Below are 15,812 nucleotides of genomic sequence, written 5' to 3' on the forward strand. Positions count from 1 at the left end.
TAAATAAAAAAGTATGATTAGAAAAACTTTCGGAATGTTGGCGGTTGCTGCGTTAGTATTGTCAACATCTTGTAAAAACGAAAATGCTTCGGACAAAATCAATCCGGAGAATGTTGCCAAAGCAGAACAGGAAAAAGCTGCTGCCGGAGAACTTCCGGTAATTAAATTCAATGAAACCGAACACGATTTCGGAACCATCAACGAAGGCGATAAAGTTGAAACGACTTTCAGCATTACCAATGAAGGTAAAGCCGATTTAATCATCATTAACGCACAGGGAAGTTGTGGTTGTACTGTTCCGGAATGGCCAAAAGAGCCAATTAAACCGGGTGCTTCTGCGGATATGAAAGTTACGTTCAATTCATCAGGGAAAACAGGACAACAACAAAAAACCGTTACTCTAACTACCAACACGGCAGAAGGTACAGAAAAAGTAACGATTAAAGCAAATGTTACACCAAAAGCAGACGGAACTACTCCGGCTGTACACTAAAAAAATACAGATATGGGACAATTAGGTTCAATGTTACCTTTGTTGTTAATGTTTGTGGTGGTTTATTTTTTAATGATCCGTCCGCAACAACAAAGAGCTAAAAAGGAAAAAGAGTTTGAAGCTGCTTTGAAAGTAGGAGATAAAATCATCACAAAATCAGGAATTCACGGAAAAATTGCCGAATTATACGAAGATTCAGTAGTGGTGGAAACCATGGCCGGTAAAATTAAAATGGAGCGTTCTGCAATTTCCATGGAATTGAGCCAGAAAGTGAACAAAGCAAGCTAATACTTTTTAGGTATAAAAATAAAAAGCCTCCTTTTTCCGGAGGCTTTTTTTATGAACGGTATTTGTCATTAAGTCCTTTGCCTTCTAAAACCATCGGCTTTATTTTTTCGATGCGGCTCAGTTTTGTTTTTTCCTGTTTAGCCGATTCGATATGTTCCAGAAATTCGCGCTGTTTGTAAGGTGTAAAGGCTTCAAATGCTGATTTTAGGGCTTTATCGGCTTTTAATTCGGCGTTCCATAATTCGGAAACAATTTCTTCTTTCTTTTCGGGTTTGATGGCCAGACCGGCTTTCTCATTGGCAATAGCTTCGTTGATGTACTGCAGTATGGCTTTTTCGTTTTTCAGAATTTCTTCTTTCGATTCAAACCGCCACTGACGCAAGGCTTTGGTAACACCTTCGTTGGCATTAACCAGTACTTTTTTGTCATCTTTCAGAAACACACCATTAAAGAACCAAATACCAACGTATGATTTAAAACCGCCAACTCCCACCACATTTTTTTTGTTGATGGTGTACACCGGGCCGCCCCATTTGGTCATTTCTTCCAGTTCGGTTTTGTCAATAATGGATTTCAGAATGCCCAATTCTTCTTCCCATTGGTTGGTTTTGTTCCACGGATTTTTATCTTCTTTCATTTGGGTCGTTTAAAGTTCAAAAGTTTACGGTACACTGAAATTTACGCACTGCGACTACTAACTACTTCTTATACTTTTCAGCCGTTAATTCGGCAATTCGTACAATTACATCAATAGCTTTCTGCATACTTTCCACCGGAACGTATTCGTATTTTCCGTGGAAGTTGTGCCCGCCGGCGAAAATGTTCGGACATGGCAAGCCCATAAACGATAAACGGGAACCGTCCGTACCGCCGCGAATCGGTTTGATAATCGGTTTGATGTCTAAATCTTTCATGGCCTGTTCGGCTAAATCCACTATGTGCATCATCGGCTCCACTTTTTCACGCATGTTGTAGTATTGGTCTTTTACCTCAATTTCCACAATGTCTGCGCCGAATTGTTTCGCATATTTTTTGTTGAATTTCTCGGCAATTTTAACCACTTTCTTTTTGCGTTTTTCAAACTTTTTGCGGTCGTGGTCGCGGATAATCAACTGAACGTTTGTTTCTTCGATGCTTCCGTCCAAATGTACCACGTGGAAGAAACCTTCATAACCCTTGGTTCTTTCCGGCACTTCGTCTTTCGGTAATTTCGAAATGTATTTGGTCGCCAAAAGCATCGAGTTAATCATTTTGCCTTTCGCATAGCCCGGATGCACACTTTTCCCTTTGAATTTCAGTTTCACACCCGCCGCGTTGAAGTTCTCGTATTCCAGTTCGCCAATCTGGCTGCCGTCCATGGTATAAGCCCAATCGCAGCCGAATTTCTCCACATCGAAAAAGTCCGCACCGCGACCGATTTCCTCATCCGGCGTAAAACCTACTTTCAGCGTTCCGTGCTTAATCTGCGGGTTTTTAATCAGGTATTCTATGGCGGTAACAATCTCCGTTACACCGGCTTTGTCGTCGGCGCCCAATAAGGTGGTTCCGTCGGTTGTAATTAAAGTTTGCCCTTTATACAACAATAAATCTTCAAAGTATGAAGGTGATAAAACAATGTTCTGTTCTTTGTTTAAAATGATATCTTTTCCGTCGTAATTCGGAACGATTTGCGGTTTTACATTTGCTCCCGTGAAATCCGGCGTAGTGTCGAAATGTGACACGAAACCAATTGTTGGTACCTCATAATCCAGATTACTTGGCAAAGTGGCCTGAATGTATGATTTGTCGTCGATGGTAACGTCTTGTAAACCAATCGCTTTCAGTTCTTCGACTAATTTATTGGCCAAATCCCATTGTTTAGCAGTACTCGGCGTTGTGGCTGAATTCGGGTCAGATTCCGTATCTACAGTAACATAACTGATGAAACGGTCGATTATATGTTGCATGATGTCTGTTTTTTAGGCGTAACAAAGATAAAGATTTGCTCAGTTAGTTGCGATGAAATTCTACTTAATTACGAAGTATTTCTATGGTTTTATTTGCTTTTGTTTAAGCTTTTCCTGCTTTTTGAAATAGCCCCGGAAAAAGATATTGTGTTTCAGTGCTTCCAGATTCTGATTGAGCTGGATGCTGGCTTTGTTAATGTTGGTCATGGTCGAATCGATTTTCTGCACCAGTTTCGGATCGTTGGATAAATAATTGATGGCACCTTTGCCTTGTTTTGCGTTTAAAATGGTGGTATTCAGGTTGTCCACCACGCTGTCAATTCCGGTGCTGGTTTTTTCAAGATTGAAGACAATGTGCTTGATTTTTTGGGCAACCATTGTATCGTTAACGACGCCGACCACATTGTTTTTGTTGTTCAAAGAACCAATCAGTTGTTTTAAATTCGCCACCGATTCGGACGTTCCTTTACTGGTTATTTTTAAATAGTTGAGCGTTTCTTTCAGGTCGTTGGCCATTTCCTTGTCGTTCAGCAGTAAACCGATGGTACCTTTTCCGTCTGTGATTTCTTTAGTGATTTTGATTAAATCGGCAGTTAGAATAGCGGCATTTTCGTTGGTTACATTCAGGGTTTTCAGAATATCATCAGTTCGCACCCGACTGAACGACTGAATCACATCGCCCGATTTTACCGGTTCGGCATTACCTTCTCCCGGCATGATGTTGATAATCATGTTGCCCACCAATCCGTCAGAGCTTATCGTGGCAATCGCATTTTTCCGGATATGCGGCAGGATTTTGCTGTTGATGAGCATATCGACCTGTATCGTCGTGTCGTTAATCATTTCGATATTTTTCACCGTTCCGGCATTAATCCCGGAATACCGCACGTTATTGCCCAATTGTAAGCCGTTAACATTGTTAAAGATGGCGCTTATCTGCGTTTGTTTGCCAAACATGTTCTGTTTTTTTCCCACGAAATAAACCGCCGTCACAAACAGCAGTGTACCGAGGAGCACAAAAAAGCCTAATTGTATTTTCTGAGCGTTTGTTTTTTCCATACTTGTTTATTTAAAGAAAGCCGCTACTTTAGGATCTTTCGATTCCGACAGTTCTTTGAAAGTGCCTTCCGCATAATTAATACCGTCCACCAGCAAAATCATCTTATTGGCGATTACCCGCGCACAATCCACATCGTGCGTAATGATAATCGACGAGGTTTTGTACTCTTTCTGAATCGACTGCATCAGTAAAATGATTTCTTTGGAGGTGATAGGGTCGAGCCCGGTTGTGGGTTCGTCGTATAAAATAATTTTGGGTTTCAGGATTAAGGTTCTGGCTAACGCCACTCTTCGTTTCATTCCGCCGGATAATTCGCTGGGCATTAAATCGACGGCGCTTTCCAGGCCTACGTTTTTTAGCGCTTCCATAACCAACGGCGTGGTGTCTTCAATAATCCCGAATTTTTTGGTGTGTCTTCGCAACGGGAATTCGAGATTTTCCCGTACCGACATCGAATCGTACAAAGCGCTGCCCTGAAACAGGAAGCCTATTTCGGTGCGCAAATCGTCCAGTTCGTCTTTTTCCAGTGCCATTACGTCTTTCCCCATAACGGTAATGCTGCCGCTGTCCGCCTGTTCCAAACCGATGAGGCATTTAATCATTACTGATTTTCCGGAGCCGGATTTGCCCATTACCACCAGATTTTCCCCTTCTTTTAAAGTCAGGTTAAAACCGTCCAAAACACAGTTGGATCCGTAACTTTTTTTCAGGTTTCGGATTTCAATGATAGGCGTATTGCTGGTTGTGGTCATCATTCGTGATAAAAAATATCGGTTACAAATACAGCAACAAAATCAATAATAAAAAGCAGCATCGACGTGTACACCACCGCTGAATTAGCCGCCAATCCGACGCCAGCTGTTCCTTTTTTACAATAATAGCCTTTATAACAGCCTACGAGTCCGATGGCAAAACCAAAGAAAAACGATTTGATGGTAGCCGGAACCAGATCGCTAAATTTCAGCGCTTCAAACACCTGATTGAAATAGAGTTGAAACGACACATTTCCTTTGAGATTTTCGACCAGAAAAGATCCGTAAAGTGCGATGGCATCCCCAAAAAGAACCAATAAAGGAAGCATTAGGGTTGTGGCCAAAATCCGGGTAACGACCAAATATTTGAAAGGATTCGTTCCGGAAACATCCATAGCGTCGATTTGTTCGGTTACGCGCATGGAACCCAATTCCGCACCAATTCCCGATCCGATTCTTCCGGCACAAATCAGTGAAGTGATAATCGGGCCAATTTCGCGGATAATGGAAATGCTAATCATCGAAGGCATCCAGGAAACGGCGCCAAATTCCTGTAAGGTCGGTCGGGATTGCAAATCAAAAACCAACCCGATGATAAAACCCGTAACGCCAACAAGTAACAACGAACGATTGCCCATATTGTAGCATTGCCTTAGCAACTCTTTTCCTTCAAACGGAGTCTTGAAAAGTTCTTTAAAAAAGTTGCCCGCAAAATAGGAAAGCTCTCCGATTTCGATTAAAAAGGCTTCAAAATTCCGACTTATTTTGGAGAATGCAGACATAAAGAGGAACAGTTATGCTCAACTACTACCCAAATATACTATTTTTCTGTAAGACTTTGGCTTTAAAGAATATGAAAAAATCCGCTTTGCCGGAACAAAACGGATTTCTTTTACAATGCTTTATTTGTTTAGAAAGTAACCTTAGCGGTCATCGTTTTTCCGTTTCGGATAAAAGTTACTTCTCTTTCATCACCGGCATTCAGTTTGGAAAGGCATTCCATATAGCTGTACACTTCTTTTACGGTGCAGTCACCGATTTTGGTAATTACATCACCAGCCTGAATTCCGGCTTGTTGGGCCGGGCGGTTTTCGGTTACACCATCCACGTGCAAACCATCGCCGTGATCGGTATAATCCGGCATGATGCCTAAAGTGACTTTGTATTTCGGAACTATTTTCTCGGCGTTGATTTTCGTTTTGGTGAACTCGATTTTATCCAGATTACCGATAGCATTTACCGTTCTGAAAACGTATTCCACAATTGAAGTTACGCCATTGTAATTGATTTTTGCTTCATCGTCGCTCGGTTTGTGATAATCCTGATGCGTGCCTGTAAAGAAAAACAGTACCGGAATATCTTTCAGGTAAAACGAAGTGTGATCAGAAGGCCCGATACCGCCGGTTTCCTGAGTGATGTTGAATCCGGCCGGTTTGTTCTTTTCGATGATATCCGGGAAGGAAGGGCAGGTTCCGGTTCCGCCGATTACTAAGGATTTTTTATCGTCTAAGCGGCCGATCATGTCCATGTTAATCATGGCTTCCACATTCGGATACAGTTTTTTTAAGGTCGAGGCCATGTGTTTGGAGCCGATTAAACCGTCTTCTTCCCCGGAAAACAAGGCAAAAATGATGTTGACGTTTTCCTTGGTTTTGTTTTGCGAATACATTCGGGCGAGTTCTAAAACCCCGGCAACTCCGGAAGCATTGTCATCAGCTCCGTTGTGGATTTCGCCTTCGGAATTCATTTTGGTGGAATGATGATGTTCGTTCAGTCCCAAATGATCGTAATGTGCGCCGATAACAATAGTACGTTTGGCTTTGTTGTCTAAATAGGCGATGACATTGCTGCCGTTATTCGGTTTTCCTTTGGAAATCGTGTCGTGCGGATTCAGGCGAACGGCATAGGTAAACGGTTGCTGAAATGATTTCTGATAGGGTTTCAGCCCCAGTTTTCTGAATTCCTTTTCGATGTACTGAGCCGCCAGTTTTTCGCCTTGGGAACCGGTCAATCTTCCTTTTAAGTCATCGGAAGCTAAATAGGAAATGTGTTTTTTCAGGTTTGCCGGATTAACAGTTTCGGCTTCGTCGGTGTCGACCCAATCGGCTATGAAAACATTGGTTTCACGGGCTTTTCCCTGTTGACGGTTGCTGGAGAAAACCAGTTTTTTGCCATCGGGCGAAAACATCGGAAAGGCATTGAATTCACTCTCCCAGGTGATTTGTCTTAATCCGGTTCCGTCAGTGTTAATCATATACAACTGAAAATCATAACCTCTGGTGGCATGATGATTCGAAGAGAAAATGATTTTTTTATCAGAAGGATGGAAGTAAGGCGCCCAGTTGGCTTTGCCTAAATTTGTTACCTGTTTTAAATCCGAACCGTCGATGTTGCAGGTGTAGATTTCCATATTGGTCGGCATTACCAGGTTTTCGGCCAACAAATCTTTGTATTCCTTTATTTCGACTTCCGTTTTAGGTCTGGACGAACGGAATACCAGTTTTTTGCTGTCGTGTGAAAAGAAACAGCCACCGTCATAACCCAATCCGTTTGTGATTTGTTTCAGGTTGCTTCCGTCAATATCCATGGTCCAGATTTCCAGATCGCCGCTGCGGATGCTGGTAAACGCGATTTTCTTTCCGTCGGGGGAAACAACCGCTTCAGCATCATATCCCGGAGAATTGGTTAATTGTTTTACGATGTTTCCCTGTTTGTCGGCCATGTAAATCTCAAACTCCGGATAAATTGCCCAAAGGTATTTACCGTCTTTAGGTTTTGGCGGAGCGGGGCAGGCGTGGTTAGCCGCGTGCGTTGAGGCGTACAGAATGTGTTTTCCGTCCGGCATGAAATAGGAGCAGGTGGTTCTTCCTTTTCCGGTGGAAACCAGTTTGAGGCTTTTGGAATCAATATTGGGTTGGGTCAAATCCAATGAATAAATCTGATCGCATTCCACACCCAAATCGGGATTGGTAACCTGAAGGGTTAAGGATTTTCCGTCCGGGCTGAAATACGCTTCGGCATTGTCGCCGCCAAAAGTGAGTTTACGGATGTTTTTGAGGTTTTTTTCCTGAGCCTGACTTGTAAAAGTTGCCGCAGTCAGTAGAAAAAGGGTTATATTTCTGATAAACATAATTGAGTGGTTTTATCTTACTAAAATAGCAAATTTGAATGGGTTTAAATAAAAAAATCCGTTCTGCTTTCACAAAACGGATTGTCAATATTTCTGAATTCTAACTTCTAATTACAAGTGGATTACTTCACCGTACGCATCGGCAACCGCTTCCATCACCGCTTCACTCATGGTAGGGTGCGGGTGAACGGCTTTCAGGATTTCGTGCCCTGTAGTTTCCAGTTTACGGGCTACAACAGCTTCTGCAATCATATCGGTTACGCCGGCACCAATCATGTGGCAGCCTAACCATTCGCCGTATTTGGCATCAAAAATTACTTTTACGAAACCGTCTGGTGTTCCCGCTGCTTTTGCTTTTCCTGAAGCTGAGAACGGGAATTTACCAACTTTGATTTCGTATCCTTTTTCTTTTGCCGCTTTTTCAGTTAAACCTACCGAAGCAATTTCAGGTGTAGCATACGTACAACCCGGGATGTTTCCGTAATCTAACGGTTCAACGTGTAAACCTGCGATTTTTTCCACACACAAAATTCCTTCAGCAGAAGCAACGTGTGCCAAAGCTTGTCCTGGCGTTACGTCTCCAATGGCGTAGTAACCCGGAACGTTGGTTTGGTAGTAGGCATTTACAAGGATTTTATCACGGTCTGTAGCGATACCTACTTCTTCCAATCCGATGTTTTCGATGTTGGTTTTGATTCCTACGGCTGAAAGTACGATATCTGCCTCAAGAATTTCTTCGCCTTTAGCTGTTTTCACCGTAGCTTTTACGCCTTTTCCGGAAGTGTCAACTTTTTCCACAGAAGCGTTGGTCATGATGTTGATGCCCGCTTTTTTCAGGGAACGCTCGAATTGTTTTGAGATGTCTTCGTCTTCTACCGGAACGATGTTTGGCATGAACTCCACGATAGTAACCTCGGTTCCCATAGTGTTGTAGAAGTGCGCGAATTCCACTCCGATGGCTCCGGAACCTACTACAATCATTTTCTTAGGTTGCTCCGGTAATACCATCGCCTGACGGTATCCGATTACTTTTTTACCGTCTTGTGGCAAATTAGGCAATTCTCTGGAACGCGCTCCGGTTGCAATGATGATATGGTCTGCGGAATATTCGGTTACTTTTCCGTCTGCAGCTGTAACGTCTACTTTTTTACCTGGTTTCACTTTTCCGAAACCGTCGATGACGTCGATTTTGTTTTTCTTCATTAAGAACTGAACACCTTTGCTCATTCCTTCTGCCACACCGCGGGAACGTGCGATAACGGCAGCAAAATCTTTATCGGCATTTTCTACTTTCAAACCGTAGTCGGAAGCATGTTTTAGGTAATCGAAAACCTGAGCGGATTTTAATAAGGCTTTGGTTGGGATACATCCCCAATTCAAACAGATTCCTCCAAGGTTTTCTTTTTCGATAACGGCTACTTTAAAGCCTAATTGTGATGCTCTGATGGCTGTTACATAACCTCCTGGACCACTTCCTAAAACAATAACGTCGTATTTCATTTTTTAGTCTTTTATTTGTTTTATGAAAAGCCGTGTGGTGCTCACACGTCCTTTCAAAGATTTATTTGGTTTAATTTCAGCGTACGAAAATAGGGATTAATTCGAGAATTATCAATTATTCTCCACCGCAAATTGCGATTCATATAAATTTTTGTAATATCCTTCGGCTTTACTGATTAATTCGTAATGTTTGCCTTCTTCTACAATCTGTCCTTTGTCCATCACAATAATTTTATCGGCATTGATTACGGTAGCCAGACGGTGTGCAATCACGATGGAAGTTCGGCCTTTGGTAATGGTTTCCGTAGCTTTCTGAATCAGTTCTTCGGAATAGGTGTCGATGGAAGAAGTCGCCTCGTCCAAAATCAGAATACTAGGGTTGCTCACATACGCGCGCAGGAAAGCAATGAGTTGACGTTGTCCGGAAGACAGCATGACCCCGCGTTCTTTTACGTTGTAATCGTAGCCGTTCGGTAAGCTCATAATGAAGTCGTGTGCACCGATTTTTTGGGCAGCAGCAATTACATCTTCTCTTGAAATATCAGGATTGTTCAGGGTGATGTTGTTGGAAATCGTATCGGCAAATAGAAAAACGTCCTGCAAAACGATGGCGATTTGTCTGCGCAGGCTGTCTAAGTCGAATTCGTTGATGTTGCTGCCGTCTACAATAATTGAACCGCTGTCGATTTCGTAAAAACGGTTCAGTAAGTTGATAATAGTAGATTTTCCGGCTCCGGTTGCTCCGACAATGGCGATGGTTTCACCGGCTTTCACTTTCAGGTTGATGCCTTTCAGCACTTCTTCGCCTTTGATATAGCTGAAACGAACGTCTTTAAATTCGATATCGCCTTTAAAATGCCCAGCTACAATTGCTCCGGAATCCTGTATCAGTTCGTCTTTGTCGAGTACTTCAAAAACACGTTCCGCAGCAATGATTCCCATCTGCATCACGTTGAATTTATCCGCAATCTGACGCAACGGGTTGAACAACATACTGATTAACATCGTATAGGCGAATAAATCTCCGAAAGAGGTCATTGTATCGCCGTTCATGATGTTCCAGCCGCCGTACCAAACCACCAAACCTAAGGTTAAAGAGGACAATATATCGGCAATAGGGAAGAAGATGGAGTTATACAAAATGTTTTTAAGCCACGCTTTGTTGTGCAAACTGTTGATTTCCTTGAATTTTTCCAGTTCGATTTCTTCCCGGTTGAACAACTGCACGATTTTCATGCCCGTAACGCGTTCCTGTACAAAAGTGTTTAAAGCTGCAACCTGATTACGCACTTCTTCAAAAGCAACCTTCATTTTTTGCTGGAAGACTCTTGTGGCGTATACCAAAATCGGCATGCCTAAAACCACAATGCAGCTTAGTTTCCAGTTCATGTAGAACATGATGCCGAGTACGACTACCATTTTCATCAAATCACTCACAATCATAAACAAACCCTGGCTGAAAATACTGGCAATCGACTCAATATCCGTTACGGAACGCGTTACCAATTTTCCCACGGGTTCAAGATCGAAGTATTTCATTCGGAATTTGGTGATATGACGGAACAATTTCTCGCGAATATCTTTTACAATGTCCTGTCCTAACCAACTGGCCCAATAGGTAAAATAAAATTGGGAAGCGACCTCAAGTGTCAAAACAGCCGCCATCAGTCCGATGTAATACAGTAAACCTTCTTTGTCATGAACTTTAAGGTAAGCATCGATGGTTTGTTTCAGTAAATAGGGGCGAAGTGCCGCAAAAACAGACAAGGTAACCGCAAATACTACCACCATGTAAAGCCTTGACTGGTAAGGCTTCGCATACTGCATCACTTTTTTTAACGATATGGATTGGAGGACTTTCATGATTGCTGGTGAAGATACGGATAATTTACTTTGGTTAGATACAAACCGTGCGCCGGAACTGAAAATCCTGCATTGTTTCGGTTTTTACTTTCGATAATTTTCCGGAAATCCTCCAGTGAGATTTTGCCTAAACCGACACCGATTAGCGTTCCCACAATCGCACGGACCATATTCCGTAAAAAACGGTCTGCGGAAATGGTAAAAACGAGTCGTGTGCCGTTTTGTTGCCAGAAAGCTTCTTTGATGTCACAGTTGAAGGTTTTTACATCGGTATGGACTTTGGAAAAACATTCAAAATCGTTGTATTCGAAAAGGATTTTGGTGGCTTCGTTCATTTTTGCCACGTCAAGCGGATGAAAATGATACCAGCTTCCTTCGTGTTCAAAGGCATCTTTAAAAGTGTGAATATGGTATTCGTAGGTTCGGCTGGTGGCGTCAAATCGGGCATGAGCGTCTTCGTGCAGCGGAATTAAACGATAAACCACGATGTCTTTCGGCAAAAATGAATTCAGTTTTTTAGTCCAAAATTCCGAATCTAGTTCCGTTTCGTAATCGAAATGCGCGAACATCTGTTTGGCGTGTACTCCGGTATCGGTGCGTCCGGCGCCTACCACATCAATATCTTTTTTCAGCAAAACGGACAAGGCTTTGTTCAGGGTTTCCTGTACGGAGGTTGATTGGGGCTGGTATTGCCAACCGTGGTAATTTTTTCCGTTGTATGCGAATTCGATGAAATATCTCAAGGTGTTTGGGCTCAAAAGTTCAGAGGAGCAAAGTTACGAAGATTTTGACTGGTTGAATTTTGATTTCGTAAGATTTAGGAGAATTTTTAGAAATCAAGTCTGTAAATTAGCCGAACGATTTAAATTAGTGATGAAAAAAATTCTATTGCTTTCCGACACCCACAGTCATATCGACGACACCATCCTGAAATATGTAAAACTCGCAGACGAAGTGTGGCATGCGGGCGATATTGGCGATTTAATTGTAACCGATACTATCAAAAAACTGAAGCCTTTACGCGCCGTTTACGGTAATATCGACGACGGAAAAGCGCGTCTGGAATTTCCGTTGCACAATCGGTTTACGTGTGAAGAGGTAGACGTCTGGATTACACATATCGGCGGTTATCCGGGAAAATACAATCAGGAGATTCGTGCTGAAATCCGTCAGAATCCGCCGAAATTGTTTATTTGCGGACATTCACATATTCTGAAAGTGCAATTCGATAAAGAACTGAATGTACTGCACATGAATCCCGGAGCGGCCGGAAAGCACGGTTTTCATCAGGTCAGAACCATGTTGCAGTTTGAAATCGACGGGGATAAAATTCAGAATCTGAATGTTATCGAGTTAGGAAACCGCGTCTGATTTTGTCTGCGGAATTTCCACTGTAATATGCACAATCGTACCGGATTGTTCTCCGGAATTAATAGTGATGGAACCGTTCATACTTTTAATACGGGTTTCGATCTGTGATAAGCCTAAACCTTTCTTGGGGTTGCTTTTTTTAGTATCAAACCCTTTTCCGTTATCTTCGATGTTGATGGTTAATTGATTGTTCAGTTTGTCTAACGTTAAAGTGGCTTGAGAAGCCTTGCTGTGTTTGATGATGTTGTTAAAAAGTTCGGCCACGATGAAATACAGTTTCGTTTCAAATTCGCTTTGGAAACGTTCTTCCGCATTCATAAAGCTGTTGAAACGGAACTGAATAAGTGAGTTGGAATTCTTCTCACACAAATCCTGAAACGCCTTTGCAAGCCCCAATTTGTCCAAAACCGGAGGAATTAAATCGTGCGACAAATCGCGGACTTTGTCATGTGCTTCTTTTAAAATGGCTTTGGTTTTTTTAAGCTCGTCTTTCAACTCCGGATGATTCGCTTCAAAGGCAGAAATGTGTAAACCGGCCGAAGAAAGCAAAGCACTGATATTGTCGTGTAACACAGCTGAAAGTCGTTTGCGCTCTTCTTCCTGGCCGTCTATAGTGGCATTGATAATGTTTTGCTGTGTAGTTTGTTGAAGATCCTTGAGTTTACTCTTTTGACGCAACTTTAAATTCTGATAGAAGAAGTAGAATAAAACGGAGAGAAAACATAAAATCGCCAATAACAAATACAGCATTTTTTCGTTTTTAAGCTGCTTTTGTTTTAAGAGGAGTTCTTTTTCCCTGAATTTGTTCTCGGCTTTGTCTAACTCATATTGGGTTTTTAACTGTTCGAGTTCGCTGTCGTTTTTAAATTCCAACTGGTAATTAAGATAATCAACATATTTGCTCAGGTAACGGTAGGCTTTACTAATATCGCCCATTTTTTCATAAGTATAGGATAAGTTTAAGTAAGCAATACCATAAGGGGCAGATAAGGTGTCCGCATTTTTATCGTTCAAAATTTCTAATAAAGATTTTTCTGCATTTTTATACTGACTGTTATTGATGTAGTAGGTTGCGAGATTTCCTTTTGCTGTTTCTATAGAGATTTTCTCTTTAGATTTTAAAGCATATATTAAAGAGGAATCTAAATATTTTTTAGCTATTTCATGTTCTTTGATTGTCGTGTAAAAATAGAAATGATTGTTGTAAACTTTAGCTAATAACTGGTTGAGTTTTATTTTATGAGCACTTTCAAGGGCTGGTTCCAGATATTTGAAGGCACTGTCTGTCTGTTTTGTTTCCAGATAACTTACAAGAAGTAATTCTTTTGATCTTGCAATAATAGTATCGTTTTTTGCCCTGACTGCATCACTTAATGTTTTTTTTGTGTTTTCAGTTACCTGAGGATATTTTTTCAGTTTAAAATTAATATTGCTTAAATTGAATAACAGTTTGACCCGTTCGTAGTCTGATGCTTTATGGTTAGTTTTGTTAAGTGCGTCGAGTATAAGCTTATAAGCACGTTTCAGATCTTTAACATCGTTGGCTAATAATTTGTATTTTCTGTTTACCTGATTGATATAATTTGTGTAATCCTTTTTCTTTAAGTAAAACTCAATTCTTTTGTTAGAATAATCAAGGGCTTTTACATATTGGCGGTTTTCTTTGTAGATATCAAAGGAATCTTTCACGGTGCGTTGTTGTGAAAACACCGTGAAAGAAAAAAAGAATAGTATCAGATATTGTAATCTCAAAAGCTGATTAATTTTTTTAGTTTGAATCAACTATAACTTTTGGTCTCGTGGAGGTAACCCCATTTAAAGTTTGCTGAAAACGCAGGTTTAAAACACCGTTCGAATCGTTAAAATTGCAGCTTTCGGTTACAAAAGTACTCGAAGGTTGCGATTGTCCGGAATTTAACTGTATCGAAACAGTGTACAAATTTTTGGTTGCGTCATACGTTGTGGAAAAATTGCAATTGTCCGGAATTTCAAAGCTGAATTCGAATTCGCCGGAGTCTAACGTAGTCGTAAAGCCGTAGTTTCTAAGTAATGCCATAAGTTTTTGTTTTTTAGGTTTGAATTTAGTTTTTAAGAAGGTTATATTTATAGGCAAATTTTATTAAGCCTATAGTGGTTTTTACGTTTAATTTCTTCATCAGGTTTTTGCGGTGGGTTTCCACGGTGTTGGTGCTGATGAAAAGGGCGTCGCTTATTTCTTTTCCGCTGTATTCCAGGGAAATAAGCTCCAGAATTTCCATTTCGCGTTCGGTTATCGATTGCAGTACTTCTTCTACATCAATGCCGTCGTTTTCTTTTTCACGTCCGGCAAACGACTTGAAGATTTTCTCCCGAACCGTTTTCGAGTAAAATTCCTCTCCATTGTAAACCGTTGTGATGGCTTCCACAAGATGTTCCCCTGCAGATTGTTTGGTAAGATAGCCTTTCGCACCGAGCTGAAGTACTTCCTTAATGAATTTGATATCATCATAACTGGAAAAAACAATCACTTGGCACGTATAGCCTTTTTCGTTAAATTCTTTCAGTACTTCGATGCCGTCTTTCTCCGGCATGTTAATGTCCATAATAAGAATATCGGCATTTTTTGCGGTAACTTTGTCGTACAGATTTTCTCCGGTAAGCGAGAAGCCCACCACTTCAAAAGATTTATTGGTTGTAAGTACTGCAATCAGACCGTCAATAAGTACCTGATGGTCGTCTGCTAAATAGATGCGTATTTTTTCAGTCATTCAGGAAATCTGTTTGTTTCAAATATATAACAAATAATTCTAGATTTCTTCACTGTTTTTAGTGATTTTATATCCCTAAATTTAGTGATTTTGAAAATAAAAAAATCCGAACCAGTTACGATTCGGATTTTCTTCGCGCACTAATAAACTAAGATGATAGGTTTATCGTAATCGGTCCACAGATTTTACGAGATCTTCGTCCTTCTTGATGGCTTTATTGGCTAATACCAGCAAAACGATAGAAACAATAGGAAGAAACATCCCAATACCCTTCTCTGAAACCTGGGTTTCTCCGGATAGATTTAGCGAACGATACACAAATAATCCTAGTAATATAACGTTTAATATCATGTTCAGTCTGTTCATCACAAACTGATTTTGTCTTTTTTTGTATCCGAAAATGCTAACCAGCGACAACGTCATGCTTAATCCAAACAAGGTAGCGTATGCCGTATTCATCATAAAATAAAAATCCTTTCCGGCCGCATCTTTCCATAACGGAAAAACAAACGGCAGAACTCCCATGCAAATAAAAGCAAGAAAAAGATAAACTGTCTGAATTCGTTGAATCATTTCCGGTATTATTGTCCCGCAAAAATAGTGTTCTTTTTCGGAAAAATGCTATTGTTTGTTAAAATAAATTCGTATTATTGCAGTACAAA

The 15,812-nt window shown here is 41.0% G+C and carries 16 protein-coding genes; 3 read left to right on the top strand and 13 right to left on the bottom strand.

Annotated elements, in window-relative coordinates; translation table 11 throughout:
• Positions 1–13: 13 nt before the first annotated feature.
• Together G498_RS0103060 and yajC are read left to right on the top strand one after the other, a co-directional pair.
• The gene (locus tag G498_RS0103060) at positions 14–493 is read left to right on the top strand and encodes a DUF1573 domain-containing protein (protein WP_081694199.1); all 480 of its coding nucleotides are present in this window, start codon (positions 14–16) and stop codon (positions 491–493) included.
• 12 nt (positions 494–505) lie between these two features.
• The gene (yajC, locus tag G498_RS0103065) at positions 506–781 is read left to right on the top strand and encodes a preprotein translocase subunit YajC (RefSeq protein WP_026979804.1); all 276 of its coding nucleotides are present in this window, start codon (positions 506–508) and stop codon (positions 779–781) included.
• A 49-nt stretch (positions 782–830) separates the two neighbouring features.
• On the opposite strand, the gene G498_RS0103070 is transcribed toward yajC, so the two are convergent.
• The 9 genes from G498_RS0103070 to truA form a co-directional block, all read right to left on the bottom strand.
• Complete coding sequence (locus G498_RS0103070; protein WP_026979805.1) at positions 831–1,418, bottom strand: YdeI/OmpD-associated family protein; 588 nt, start codon at positions 1,416–1,418, stop codon at positions 831–833.
• A 61-nt stretch (positions 1,419–1,479) separates the two neighbouring features.
• A complete protein-coding gene (gene pepT / locus G498_RS0103075; protein ID WP_026979806.1) occupies positions 1,480–2,727 on the bottom strand; it encodes a peptidase T in 1,248 nt (415 codons plus the stop codon).
• An 81-nt stretch (positions 2,728–2,808) separates the two neighbouring features.
• On the bottom strand, positions 2,809–3,786 hold the full coding sequence (locus tag G498_RS0103080) for an MlaD family protein (protein WP_026979807.1): 978 nt from the start codon (positions 3,784–3,786) through the stop codon (positions 2,809–2,811).
• A 6-nt stretch (positions 3,787–3,792) separates the two neighbouring features.
• Complete coding sequence (locus G498_RS0103085; RefSeq protein ID WP_026979808.1) at positions 3,793–4,539, bottom strand: ABC transporter ATP-binding protein; 747 nt, start codon at positions 4,537–4,539, stop codon at positions 3,793–3,795.
• Entirely contained in the window at positions 4,539–5,321 is a 783-nt protein-coding gene (locus G498_RS0103090) for an MlaE family ABC transporter permease (protein ID WP_026979809.1), read from the bottom strand. Before G498_RS0103090 ends, G498_RS0103085 begins: the two co-directional genes overlap by 1 nt.
• Positions 5,322–5,449: 128 nt before the next feature.
• Entirely contained in the window at positions 5,450–7,669 is a 2,220-nt protein-coding gene (locus G498_RS0103095; protein ID WP_051269656.1) for a M20/M25/M40 family metallo-hydrolase, read from the bottom strand.
• Positions 7,670–7,780: 111 nt separating this feature from the next.
• Positions 7,781–9,169, bottom strand: a complete 1,389-nt coding sequence (gene lpdA, locus G498_RS0103100; protein ID WP_026979811.1) for a dihydrolipoyl dehydrogenase — start codon at positions 9,167–9,169, stop codon at positions 7,781–7,783.
• Positions 9,170–9,280: 111 nt separating this feature from the next.
• Positions 9,281–11,032, bottom strand: coding sequence for an ABC transporter ATP-binding protein (locus G498_RS0103105; protein WP_026979812.1), 1,752 nt, complete (start codon positions 11,030–11,032; stop codon positions 9,281–9,283).
• Complete coding sequence (gene truA / locus G498_RS0103110) at positions 11,029–11,775, bottom strand: tRNA pseudouridine(38-40) synthase TruA (RefSeq protein ID WP_026979813.1); 747 nt, start codon at positions 11,773–11,775, stop codon at positions 11,029–11,031. The genes G498_RS0103105 and truA overlap by 4 nt, the downstream gene beginning before the upstream one ends.
• 130 nt (positions 11,776–11,905) lie before the next feature.
• Between truA and G498_RS0103115 the strand changes: the two genes are divergently transcribed.
• Positions 11,906–12,403, top strand: a complete 498-nt coding sequence (locus G498_RS0103115) for a metallophosphoesterase family protein (protein ID WP_026979814.1) — start codon at positions 11,906–11,908, stop codon at positions 12,401–12,403.
• On the opposite strand, the gene G498_RS15315 is transcribed toward G498_RS0103115, so the two are convergent.
• The 4 genes from G498_RS15315 to G498_RS0103135 all read right to left on the bottom strand — a co-directional run bounded on the left by G498_RS15315 (position 12,386) and on the right by G498_RS0103135 (position 15,723).
• Positions 12,386–14,092 (bottom strand): tetratricopeptide repeat-containing sensor histidine kinase, encoded by a 1,707-nt coding sequence (locus G498_RS15315; protein ID WP_131387655.1) that lies wholly within the window; start codon positions 14,090–14,092, stop codon positions 12,386–12,388. The two genes, G498_RS0103115 and G498_RS15315, sit on opposite strands and share 18 nt — an antisense overlap.
• 79 nt (positions 14,093–14,171) lie before the next feature.
• Positions 14,172–14,459 carry a hypothetical protein gene (locus tag G498_RS0103125; protein ID WP_026979815.1) on the bottom strand — a complete coding sequence of 96 codons (288 nt, stop codon included), beginning with the start codon at positions 14,457–14,459 and terminating at the stop codon, positions 14,172–14,174.
• A gap of 25 nt (positions 14,460–14,484) precedes the next feature.
• Positions 14,485–15,150, bottom strand: coding sequence for a response regulator (locus tag G498_RS0103130; protein WP_026979816.1), 666 nt, complete (start codon positions 15,148–15,150; stop codon positions 14,485–14,487).
• Between the two features lie 162 nt (positions 15,151–15,312).
• A complete protein-coding gene (locus tag G498_RS0103135; RefSeq protein ID WP_026979817.1) occupies positions 15,313–15,723 on the bottom strand; it encodes a DUF4293 domain-containing protein in 411 nt (136 codons plus the stop codon).
• Positions 15,724–15,812 lie beyond the last annotated feature (89 nt).

Source organism: Flavobacterium suncheonense GH29-5 = DSM 17707 (assembly GCF_000430025.1).
In the GTDB taxonomy this organism is placed as follows: domain Bacteria; phylum Bacteroidota; class Bacteroidia; order Flavobacteriales; family Flavobacteriaceae; genus Flavobacterium; species Flavobacterium suncheonense.

What these genes read in the sequence shown, in the direction of transcription:
- G498_RS0103095 (WP_051269656.1), bottom strand. Translation starts at nt 7,669, where the DNA reads ATGTTTATCAGAAATATAACCCTTTTTCTACTGACTGCGGCAACTTTT.
- yajC (WP_026979804.1), top strand. Translation starts at nt 506, where the DNA reads ATGGGACAATTAGGTTCAATGTTACCTTTGTTGTTAATGTTTGTGGTG.
- G498_RS0103085 (WP_026979808.1), bottom strand. Translation starts at nt 4,539, where the DNA reads ATGACCACAACCAGCAATACGCCTATCATTGAAATCCGAAACCTGAAA.
- G498_RS0103060 (WP_081694199.1), top strand. Translation starts at nt 14, where the DNA reads ATGATTAGAAAAACTTTCGGAATGTTGGCGGTTGCTGCGTTAGTATTG.
- G498_RS0103125 (WP_026979815.1), bottom strand. Translation starts at nt 14,459, where the DNA reads ATGGCATTACTTAGAAACTACGGCTTTACGACTACGTTAGACTCCGGC.
- G498_RS0103135 (WP_026979817.1), bottom strand. Translation starts at nt 15,723, where the DNA reads ATGATTCAACGAATTCAGACAGTTTATCTTTTTCTTGCTTTTATTTGC.
- G498_RS0103080 (WP_026979807.1), bottom strand. Translation starts at nt 3,786, where the DNA reads ATGGAAAAAACAAACGCTCAGAAAATACAATTAGGCTTTTTTGTGCTC.
- G498_RS0103115 (WP_026979814.1), top strand. Translation starts at nt 11,906, where the DNA reads ATGAAAAAAATTCTATTGCTTTCCGACACCCACAGTCATATCGACGAC.
- pepT (WP_026979806.1), bottom strand. Translation starts at nt 2,727, where the DNA reads ATGCAACATATAATCGACCGTTTCATCAGTTATGTTACTGTAGATACG.
- G498_RS0103105 (WP_026979812.1), bottom strand. Translation starts at nt 11,032, where the DNA reads ATGAAAGTCCTCCAATCCATATCGTTAAAAAAAGTGATGCAGTATGCG.
- G498_RS0103130 (WP_026979816.1), bottom strand. Translation starts at nt 15,150, where the DNA reads ATGACTGAAAAAATACGCATCTATTTAGCAGACGACCATCAGGTACTT.
- G498_RS0103070 (WP_026979805.1), bottom strand. Translation starts at nt 1,418, where the DNA reads ATGAAAGAAGATAAAAATCCGTGGAACAAAACCAACCAATGGGAAGAA.
- lpdA (WP_026979811.1), bottom strand. Translation starts at nt 9,169, where the DNA reads ATGAAATACGACGTTATTGTTTTAGGAAGTGGTCCAGGAGGTTATGTA.
- G498_RS0103090 (WP_026979809.1), bottom strand. Translation starts at nt 5,321, where the DNA reads ATGTCTGCATTCTCCAAAATAAGTCGGAATTTTGAAGCCTTTTTAATC.